Here is a 581-nt window from a genome sequence, read left to right on the forward strand (position 1 = left end):
CCCTGGAAGCCGGCCGCCTCCAGACCTTCCACATGGAAGTTATGGTTGCGGGCCCAGATGGTGTGCATCGAGGTCAGCGCGAAGTTCTCGTTGCCGCGCCCGTCGCCGACCACATAGTGATCGAGCAACTTGATGAAGGGGTTGGTGTCGAGAAGCAGCGCATGGGTGCTGCCCATGAAGTTGGACGTCATGGCCGGCAGCATCGCTTCGTTGATGACCCCGTTGGTCACCAGCCCGGCAAAGTAGGTCTGGAACGCCACCTGCCCGCCCGGCAGCGAAGCCGAATGGAACACGGTGTTGTTCTGCCAGTGATGCTGGATCAGTTCGCGCAGCGTCGGCAGCAGCGAGAAGTCGTCGTTCGACGGGTCGGATGCTCCCTTGAACAGATGCGAGCCGAGACCGCCCGAACCGTTGCCTTCCCGCAGGAACTGACCGACCAGCTCATTGGAACCATAGGCCTGGTTCTGATCCACGAAGGGCGAGGTCTTGTTCAGGTGCTGCGGTACGCCGTCGACGATCGAGTTCACCGTCCCGCGGGTCAGATCGGCCGGGTTGCCCGATCCCGGTGCGCCGTTGCCCGG

At 63.0% G+C, this 581-nt stretch carries 1 protein-coding gene; it reads right to left on the bottom strand.

What is annotated here, in order from left to right; all coding sequences use genetic code 11:
- The coding region (locus AC07UR_RS33875) for a peroxidase family protein (RefSeq protein ID WP_494724415.1) at window positions 1-581 on the bottom strand (581 nt) is incomplete at both ends.

Source organism: Ensifer sp. GW821-FHT05G01, from assembly GCF_059419585.1.